Source organism: Solimonas flava DSM 18980 (assembly GCF_000426685.1).
GTDB lineage: Bacteria > Pseudomonadota > Gammaproteobacteria > Nevskiales > Nevskiaceae > Solimonas > Solimonas flava.
This window is the reverse complement of the sequence record NZ_AUFV01000008.1, coordinates 1-8519: the sequence shown is the minus strand read 5'-3', so window position 1 is coordinate 8519 and position 8519 is coordinate 1. Positions and strand designations below refer to the sequence as shown.

Sequence of the window (8519 nt, the reverse complement as noted above, 5' to 3'; positions counted from 1 at the left end):
TCGTGCGGCGCGTGCCTCGTGCGGCGCGTGCCTCGTGCGGCGCGTGCCTCGTGCGGCGCGTGCCTCGTGCGGGGCGGTCGCGGCGGCGGGCGGGCGGCCGGCGCGGCGCAAGGGCGGAAGATCGGCGCCCGCGCCGTGCGCTCAGCGATCGGCGTGCAGCGCGCGCGGGCGTAGCGGCGGCGTACACGCGCGCACCGCGCGGTGCCGTGCCTCAGGGGGCGACGACGACCGGATCGCCTTCGCGCAGCAGCGCGTTCGGGCTTTGCACGACCGCGTCGCCAGGCTGCAGGCCCGCTTTCAGGAAGACCTCGCGGTCGCCGGTGTGGGCGACGGTCACCGGCCGGAACCGCAGGCGCCCGTCGACGGCGAGCGCGACGTTCGGCGTGCCCTCGCGTACCAGCAGCGCGTTCATCGGCACCGCGACCAGGGTTTTCGTCGCCGGCCGCAGTTCGACCTCGCCGCGCAGTCCGCCCGGCAGACGCTGCTGCGGATTCGGCAGGCGCAGTTCGACGCGCATCGTGCCGCTGCGCGCGTCGATGTCGCCGGCCATGCGCGCGATGCGCGCCGGAAAGACTTCGGCCGGCAGCTCGGCGAAGCGCACGCTGGCGGCGTCGCCGAGCTTCAGGCGCAGGCCGAGATCCGGCGGTGCGTCGACGAGCACGCGCAGCTCGTCGAGCTGGGCGATGCGCAGCAGGTAATCGGCGGCATCGCCGCTGTCGCCGTTGACGCGGTCACCGCGTTCGACGCGGCGCTCGACGACGCGGCCGTCAATCGGCGCGACGACGCGCTGGAAGCCGACGATCTCGCGCAGACGCTCGGCCTCGGCGCGCGCCGCCGCGACATTGGCGCTGGCGACGTCGAGATCGGCGCGCGCGGCGTCGCGCTGCGAGGCGCTGACCGCACCGGAGACGACCAGCATCTCGGCGCGCCGGAACTCGGCGCGGGCCAGTGTCTCGCGTGCCTGCTGCTGTTTCAGCGCGGCGACGGCGCCGGCATACGCGCGCTCGACTTCCGGCGCGCTGATGCGCAGCAGCAGATCGCCGCGCCGCACCGGATCGCCGATATCGACGAGCCGCTCGGCGACGTAGCCGCTGGCGCGCGAGAAGATCGTCACGCTCTGCAGCGGCGCCAGGCGCGCCGGCAGGCGCACCGCGTCGCCGGTCTCGACCGGGCGCGCGGCGGCGACGCGCACGCTTGCCGGCGCGTCAGCCGCGAACGCCGTCGGCGGCAATGCCGCACCGGCGGCGAGCAGCAGCGCGAGCGCCGCGACGAGTGGCTTGCGGAGCGCGTCGGCGTGAACGATGTCGGCAGTGGACAGGGGCATGGGACTCTCGCAGGGATCAGGGGGCGGCGACGGTCGCCGGAGGCTCGACGAGCCCGTCCGCGGCGCGATGCCGGGCGATGCGCCCGAACAGCAGCGGCACCACGGTCAGCGTCGCCGCCGTGCCGAACAGCAGGCCGCCGATGACGGCGCGGCCGAGCGGCGCGTTCTGCTCGGCGCCGGCGCCATGGCCGATCGCCATCGGAATCACGCCGACGATCATCGCCGTCGCCGTCATCAGCACCGGCCGGAAGCGCGCGCGGGCCGCGGCCCGGGCCGCTTCGCGCGCGCTCAGGCCGTCGGCGAGACGGTCGCGCGCGAAGCTGATGACCAGCACGCTGTTCGCGGTCGACACGCCGACGACCATGATGATGCCCATCAGCGCCGGCACGCTGAGCGCGGTGCCGGTGAGCTTGAGCGCCAGGGCGGAGCCGGCGAGCGCGAGCGGCAGGCCGGCCAGCGCGTTCAGCGGCAGCAGCCAGGACTGGAAGTTGACGACCTGCACGAGGAACACCAGCACGATCGCCATCAGCAGGCCACCGGCGAGGTCGCGATAGGCCTGATCCATCACCTGCGGCTGGCCGACCAGCTCGATGCGGTTGCCGGCCTTCAGCCCGCCGCGCACTTCGTCGAGCAGCGACGTCAGGGTGTCGACCGCGCTGCCGAGATCGACGCCCTGCACGTTGGCGAGCACGTCCAGCGCCGGCGCCTGCATCACGCGGCTGACCGTCGCCGCGCTCTTGCGCTGGGCGACGCGGGCGATCGCGCGCAGCGTCACGAGGCGGCCGTCGTCGCCGACGCGGACCGGAAGGTTGAGCAGGGCGTCGACCGAATCGAGCAGCAGTGGCGGCGCGAGGATCTGCACCACGTAGGAGGTGCCGGCCTTGGCATCGGCCCAGTACGTCGGCGCGACCGAACCGCCGTTGCCGAGCGCCGACAGCACGGCGTCGGCGGCCTGTTCCTGCGTGATGCCGAGTTCGAGCGCGCGCACGCGGTCGACCTCGATGTACAGCTCCGGCTGGTCGAAGACCTGGCGCAGGCTAACGTCGGCGAGGCCCGGCATCTGGCGCATGCGCTCGATCAGTGTTTCCGCCGCGGCGCGATTGCCTTTGCGGTCCTTGCCGACGATGCGGATGTCGATATCGGTCGGCGAGGCGCCGGCCAGCGTCAGGTTGGTACTGTCGGCCGGCTGGAAGAACAGCGTCGTGCCGGGGAAGCGCTCGCCGAGCCGCTGGCGCAGCGCCGCCAGGTAGCCGGCGGTCGGTGCGTGGCCGGGCTTGAGCTGGACGAGGACCTCGCCGTCGAACGAGCCGACGCTGCTGCTGTTGACCCAGGCGAGATTGATCGGATCGGGCTGGCCGACGATCTGGCTGACCAGCGCCAGATCGCGTTCCGGGATCGTCGCGCGGATCTCGTGCTGGACCTCGGCGAACAGGCGGTCTGTTTCTTCGAGGCGCAGGCCGGGCTGTGCGCGCAGATAGAAGCGGATCATGCCGGCATCGGTGCGCGGGAAGAACTCGCGGCCGAGCAGCCAGGCGCCGAGCGCGCCGCACAGCACGATCGCCACGCAGACCAGCAGCACGCGAATGCCGCCGGCGTCGAAGCGCCGCAGGCGTTGTTCGTGCGCATCGCGCCAGCCCGCCAGCCGCCGCTCGAAGCGCTGCTGCAGGCGGCCGAACGCGCCGTCGTGTGGCGCCGCGTGCAGGGCCTGTTCGGCCGGCAGCAGCATGGACGCCAGCGTCGGGATCAGCGTGCGCGACAGCACGAAGGACGCCGTCATCGCCAGCACCACCGACAGCGCCAGCGGCTTGAAGATGAACGACGGTACGCCGCTCATCATGAAGATCGGAATGAAGACGATGCAGATGCACAGCGTCGACAGGAATTCCGGGAACACCACCTCGCGCGCGCTGTTGAGGATCGCGGTGCGCACCGGCTCGCCGGCCTCGATGCGACGATTGCTGTTCTCGATCTCGACCAGCGCGTTGTCGACCAGCAGGCCGATCGCCAGCGCGAGGCCGCCGAGGCTCATCAGGTTCAGCGTATGGCCGAGCGCGTAGAGGCCGATGATGGCGCAGAGCAGCGCCAGCGGAATCGAGGTCAGCACGATCAGCGTCGAGCGCAGGCTGCCGATGAACAGCAGCACGACGCCGGCGACCAGACAGGCGACCAGCAGCACTTCGAACAGCACTGTCTGCGCCGCCGCCTCGACGAACACGCTCTGGTCGAACAGCGCTTCGACGCGCACGCCCTCCGGCGCCGAGGCCTGCAGTTCCGGCAGGCGCGCGCGAATGCGGCGCACGACGTCGACCGTCGAGGCGTTGCCCATCTTGATCACCGAGATGACGACGGCGTTACGGCCGTCGAGCCGCGCCTGATGGGTCTGCACGGTCGGACCGTCGCGTACGGTGGCAACGTCGCGCAGCAGCACGGTGCGGCCGTCGACCGTGCGGATCGGCATCGCCTCGAAGGCCTCGCCGTCCTCGGGGCTGCTGTTCAGCGTCACGCGCCACGCGTGGCGGCCCTCGCGCAGCACGCCGGACGGCAGCGCCAGATTCTGCGCGCCGATCGCCGCCTCGACGTCGGACGCGCTGAGCGCGTGCGCCTGCAGGCGCGCCGGATCGAGCTCGACCATGATCTGGCGCGGCGCGCCGCCGTAGGGCAGCGTCAGGCGCAGGCCGGCGATCGACTTGAGCTGACTGCGCAGCTGCAGGCGCGCGTAGTCGTAGAGTTCGCCGTCGTTGAGCGTGTCGGAGCTGACGACCAGATTGAGGATCGGCGTGCTCGACGGATCGACGCGGATGATCGACGGTGGCAGCGTGCCGCGCGGCATGCGCTTGAGGATGGTCTGCTGCGTGGCGGAAACCTGCGCCAGCGCCATTTCCAGATTGACGCCGGGCTGGAACTCGACGGTGATGATGCCGACGCCGTCGGTGGTCTCGGCGCGCACTTCCTTGACGTCGTCGAGATTGTTCATCAGCGAGCTTTCGCTGAACGACGTGATCTTCGCCGCCATGTCGTCGGCGCGCAGGCCGGTGTAGTACCAGACGATGTTCAGCGACGGCAGGCGCACCGACGGCAGGATGTCGGTCGAGATGCGCAGCAGGCTGAGCGCGCCGGCCAGCACGATCAGGATCGCGAATGCGCCGATCGTGTACGGATGTTTCAACGCGTAGCGGACGATCCACACGGCGGTGTTCCTCACGATGTCCGGCGCCGGGCGGCGACGGGCGGGTGGCGCCGCTTAACGCAAGCGCCGTGCCGGAATCGGGGCGGCCGCGCGGCGCGCCCCGTTCCGGCGCGCGATCCGGCTCAGCCGCCCCAGAGTGCCGGGGCCGGCGGCTGCAGCGCGCCATGCGCGAAGCGCACGCCGCCCGGGTGGTCCTGCTTGAGCCACAGCGGGCCGTCGAGATCGACGAACTCGGCATGGCGCGCGATGTGGAACGCCGGCGCCATGCTCAGCGAGGTGCTGACCATGCAGCCGCACATGACGCGCAGCTGTTCGGCGCGCGCCCGCTGCAGCAGCGCCAGCGCGCCGGTCAGGCCGCCGGTCTTGTCGAGCTTGATGTTGATCGCCTGGTAGCGCTTGAGCAGGCGCGGAAGGTCGTCGGCGACATGGCAGGACTCGTCGGCGCAGATCGGCTGCGCGGGCGTGAAGCCCTCGAGCGCTTCATCGCGGTCGGCCGGCAAGGGCTGCTCGACGAGATCGACTTTCAGCTCGCGCATCAGGCCCTGCATCTCGCGCAGCAGCTCGATCGTCCAGCTCTCGTTGGGATCGACGATCAGGCGCGCGCGCGGCGCGCCGGCGCGCACCGCACGCAGCTGCGCTTCCGGATCACGCGCGTCGACCTTGGCCTTGACCAGCGGCGCGCCGTCCATCTTCTCGGCGGCGGCACGCATGGCTTCGGGCGTGTCGAGGCTGACCGTCAGCGCGCTCTCGACCGCCGGCAGCGGACCTTCGCCGAGCTGGCTGGCGACCGAGCGGCCGCTGCGCCGCGCCGACAGATCCCACAGCGCGCAGTCGATGGCGTTGCGCGCGGCACCGGCCGGCATCGCCCAGAGCAGGGCCTCGCGGTCCATGCCGGAGGCGATTTCCGCCGAGAACGCGCGCACCTGTTCGAGCACGGAGTCGATCGTCTCGCCGTAGCGCGCGTACGGCAGCGCCTCGCCGCGCCCGACGAACTCGCCTTCGCGGATCGTCGCGACGACGACTTCGGCGGACGTCTTGACGCCGCGCGAGATCCGGAAAGGCGTGGCCAGCGGCCAGGACTGATGTTCGACGCTCAGGATGCGAAGCATGACAGGAGATTGTCGACGATCTTGTCGACGCCGGTGGCGACCGGGTCCTGGCACGGCAGGCCGAGCAGGTCCTCGGCGGCCTTGCAGGCGTCGGCCGCTTCCTGCGCGCTCAGCTTCGAGGTGTTCAGCGACACGCCGACGGCAATCACGTCCGGCTGCGTGAGGCGCGCCGACTGCAGGTTCGCTTCGAGGCAGCGCTTCAGATCGGGCACGCCGTAGTGCGGCAGGCCGCGCATATGCGGACGATTCGGTTCGTGGCAGAGCACCAGCGCGTCCGGCTGTGCGCCGTGCAGCAGGCCGAGCGAGACGCCGGCGTACGAGGGATGGAACAGCGAGCCCTGACCTTCGATCAGATCCCAGCCGCCGTCCTCGCGTCCCGGCGTCAGCCACTCGGCGCCGCCGGAGATGAAGTCGGCGATCAGCGCGTCGATCGGAATGCCGCCGCCGCCGATCAGAATGCCGGTCTGGCCGGTGGCGCGGAAGTCGGCGGCGACGCCGCGCTTGCGCAGCTCGCGCTCCAGCGCCAGCGTCGTGTACATCTTGCCGGTCGAGCAGTCGGTGCCGACCGTCAGCAGGCGGCGGCCCGGGCGGCGCAGGCCCTTGCCGACCGAAATGCTGAGCGGGAAATAGCGCGCGTCGAACAGCGCGCGGCCGTTGCGCGCCGCAGCTTCGGCGATCTCCGGATGCGAGGCGAGGCGCTTGTGCAGGCCCGAGGCGATGTTCAGGCCGGCGTCGAGCGCGGCGACCACGTCGCGCACCATCTGCGGATCCATGATGCCGCCGGCGTTGGCGATGCCGAGCACCATCGTGTCGGCGCCGGCCGCCTTGGCCTCGGCGAAGCCCATGTCGGGCAGGTCGAGCCAGGACTTGCACTCCGGGCCGCGGAACTGGCCGAGGCACCATTCCGGACGCCAGTAGGCGAGGCCGCGTGCGGTCTTGATCGACAGGTCGTCTGGCGCGTTGCCCAGATACAGGAGGTACGGCGCGCCCCACGCCGGAGTGGTTGTCGCGGATGAGTCGGCAGGATTTTCTTGAGCGGTCATGGCACAGGCTTGAAAACGAAGAGATGCGGGCCGACAGGGCGATGGCGCATGGTTGCGACGTGGTCGACGAGGCGGGCGAAAAAACGATAGTCGGCCGGGCTCTGCGCGAACCAATCAAAAGATGATTGGGAGGCATAACCGAGAGTTATTGTGGGCACGCGCAGCGTGGCGCGAAGCTCTGGCGGCTACGTTCGCAAACCGCGCCGGAGCGGCATCCGCGGGCCGCTGGCGCAGCGGTCCGCGCGAGGCCGGCATTCCGGCCCGCGCGGCGTGACCGACCGCACGACATAACCATGGGTTATGCGATCCGCCCGCCTATTCATTGGCCGGCGGCGCGCGGCGCTTCTTATCCTGCCCTCGCATTCTGCCGGACGATCGAGCGGCATCGATCGTGCTTCTCGTAAGCGCCCGGCGTTCGCTGACTCGCGTTCCCGAATCGGAGCGACGAACAAGCTCTCGCTCGAGATGTAAGGCTCGGTCGAGCGCCGGGCTGGATTCTCGAAACGGAACTGACTTCAAACTTATGCGTATCGGTCTTGCGTGGCAGATTCTGATCGCGATGGTGCTCGGCATCGTCGTCGGCGCGGTGCTGCACGAGACCGGCGGCGACGCGCGCGTCTGGCTGATCGCCAACGTGCTGACGCCGGCCGGGCAGATCTTCATCCGTCTGATCAAGATGATCGTGCTGCCGATCGTCATCTCCTCGCTGATCGTCGGCATCGCCGGCGTCGGCGATGCCAAGAAGCTGGGCCGCATCGGCGTCAAGACGATCGTCTACTTCGAACTCGTCACGCTGGTCGCGATCGTCTTCGGCGTGGCACTCGCCAACTTCTTCCAGCCCGGTTCCGGCATCGACATGGGCTCGCTGTCGACGGCCGACATCTCGCAGTACAAGCAGAGCTCGCAGGCCGCGCAGTCGGGTCCGCACGGCCTGCTCGCGACGATCCTGTCGCTGATCCCGGACAACATCTTCAGCGCGCTGGCCAGCGGTCACATCCTGCCGGTGATCTTCTTCTCGGTGCTGTTCGGCCTCGGACTCTCGGCGCTGCCGGCCGAGCATCGCGATCCGCTCGTGCAGCTCTTCCGCAGCGTCTCCGAGACGATGTTCCGCGTCACCAATATGGTCATGCGCTACGCGCCGGTCGGCGTGTTCGCGCTGATCGCGGTGACGGTCGCGACCTTCGGCTACGCCTCGCTGCTGCCGCTCGCCAAGCTGGTGACGCTCGTCTATGTCGCGGTGATCCTGTTCGCGCTGCTCGTGCTCGGGCCGATCGCGCGCTGGTGCGGCATCAACATCTTCCGGTTGATGCGCCTGCTCAAGGACGAACTGGTGCTGGCGTTCTCGACCGCCAGCTCCGAAACGGTGCTGCCGCGGCTGATGGAAAAGGTCAGCGCCTACGGCGTGCCGCGCAGCATCGCCAGCTTCGTGATCCCGACCGGCTATTCGTTCAACCTCGACGGCTCGACGCTGTACCAGAGCATCGCGGCGATCTTCATCGCCCAGCTGTATGGCATCGACCTCAGCCTCGTCGAGCAGCTGACGCTGGTGCTGACGCTGATGGTCACGTCCAAGGGCATGGCCGGTGTCGCCGGCGCGTCGCTGGTCGTGGTGCTGGCGACGCTCGGCAGCGTCGGCATTCCGATCGAAGGCCTGGCCTTCATCGCCGGCGTCGACCGCATCCTCGATATGGCGCGCACCGCGCTCAACGTCGTCGGCAACGCGCTCGCGGCGCTGGTCATCGCCAAGTGGGAAGGCCAGTACGACGCCGCGCAGGCGCTGCGCTACGAGCATCAACTGGCGGAAGCCTCGCGCGAGTCCTGAGCGCGGCGGGCGCCGCCATTTTCAACCTGACATT

5 protein-coding genes are annotated in these 8519 nt (G+C 70.2%); 1 reads left to right on the top strand and 4 read right to left on the bottom strand.

Annotated features, from left to right (window positions below; translation table 11 throughout):
• Window positions 1-211: 211 nt before the first annotated feature.
• The 4 genes from K343_RS21525 to dgcN all read right to left on the bottom strand — a co-directional run bounded on the left by K343_RS21525 (window position 212) and on the right by dgcN (window position 6663).
• Complete coding sequence (locus K343_RS21525; protein WP_051278100.1) at window positions 212-1324, bottom strand: efflux RND transporter periplasmic adaptor subunit; 1113 nt, start codon at window positions 1322-1324, stop codon at window positions 212-214.
• Between the two features lie 16 nt (window positions 1325-1340).
• Window positions 1341-4526 carry an efflux RND transporter permease subunit gene (locus K343_RS0109060; RefSeq protein ID WP_211226198.1) on the bottom strand — a complete coding sequence of 1062 codons (3186 nt, stop codon included), beginning with the start codon at window positions 4524-4526 and terminating at the stop codon, window positions 1341-1343.
• Window positions 4527-4633: 107 nt separating this feature from the next.
• A complete protein-coding gene (gene dgcA / locus K343_RS0109055; protein WP_028007799.1) occupies window positions 4634-5620 on the bottom strand; it encodes an N-acetyl-D-Glu racemase DgcA in 987 nt (328 codons plus the stop codon).
• Window positions 5605-6663 (bottom strand): N-acetyltransferase DgcN, encoded by a 1059-nt coding sequence (gene dgcN / locus K343_RS0109050; protein WP_051278099.1) that lies wholly within the window; start codon window positions 6661-6663, stop codon window positions 5605-5607. The genes dgcA and dgcN overlap by 16 nt, the downstream gene beginning before the upstream one ends.
• A 523-nt stretch (window positions 6664-7186) precedes the next feature.
• On the opposite strand from dgcN, the gene gltP reads away from it, so the two are divergent.
• On the top strand, window positions 7187-8485 hold the full coding sequence (gene gltP / locus K343_RS0109045; protein ID WP_028007797.1) for a glutamate/aspartate:proton symporter GltP: 1299 nt from the start codon (window positions 7187-7189) through the stop codon (window positions 8483-8485).
• The last annotated feature ends 34 nt before the right edge of the window (window positions 8486-8519 follow it).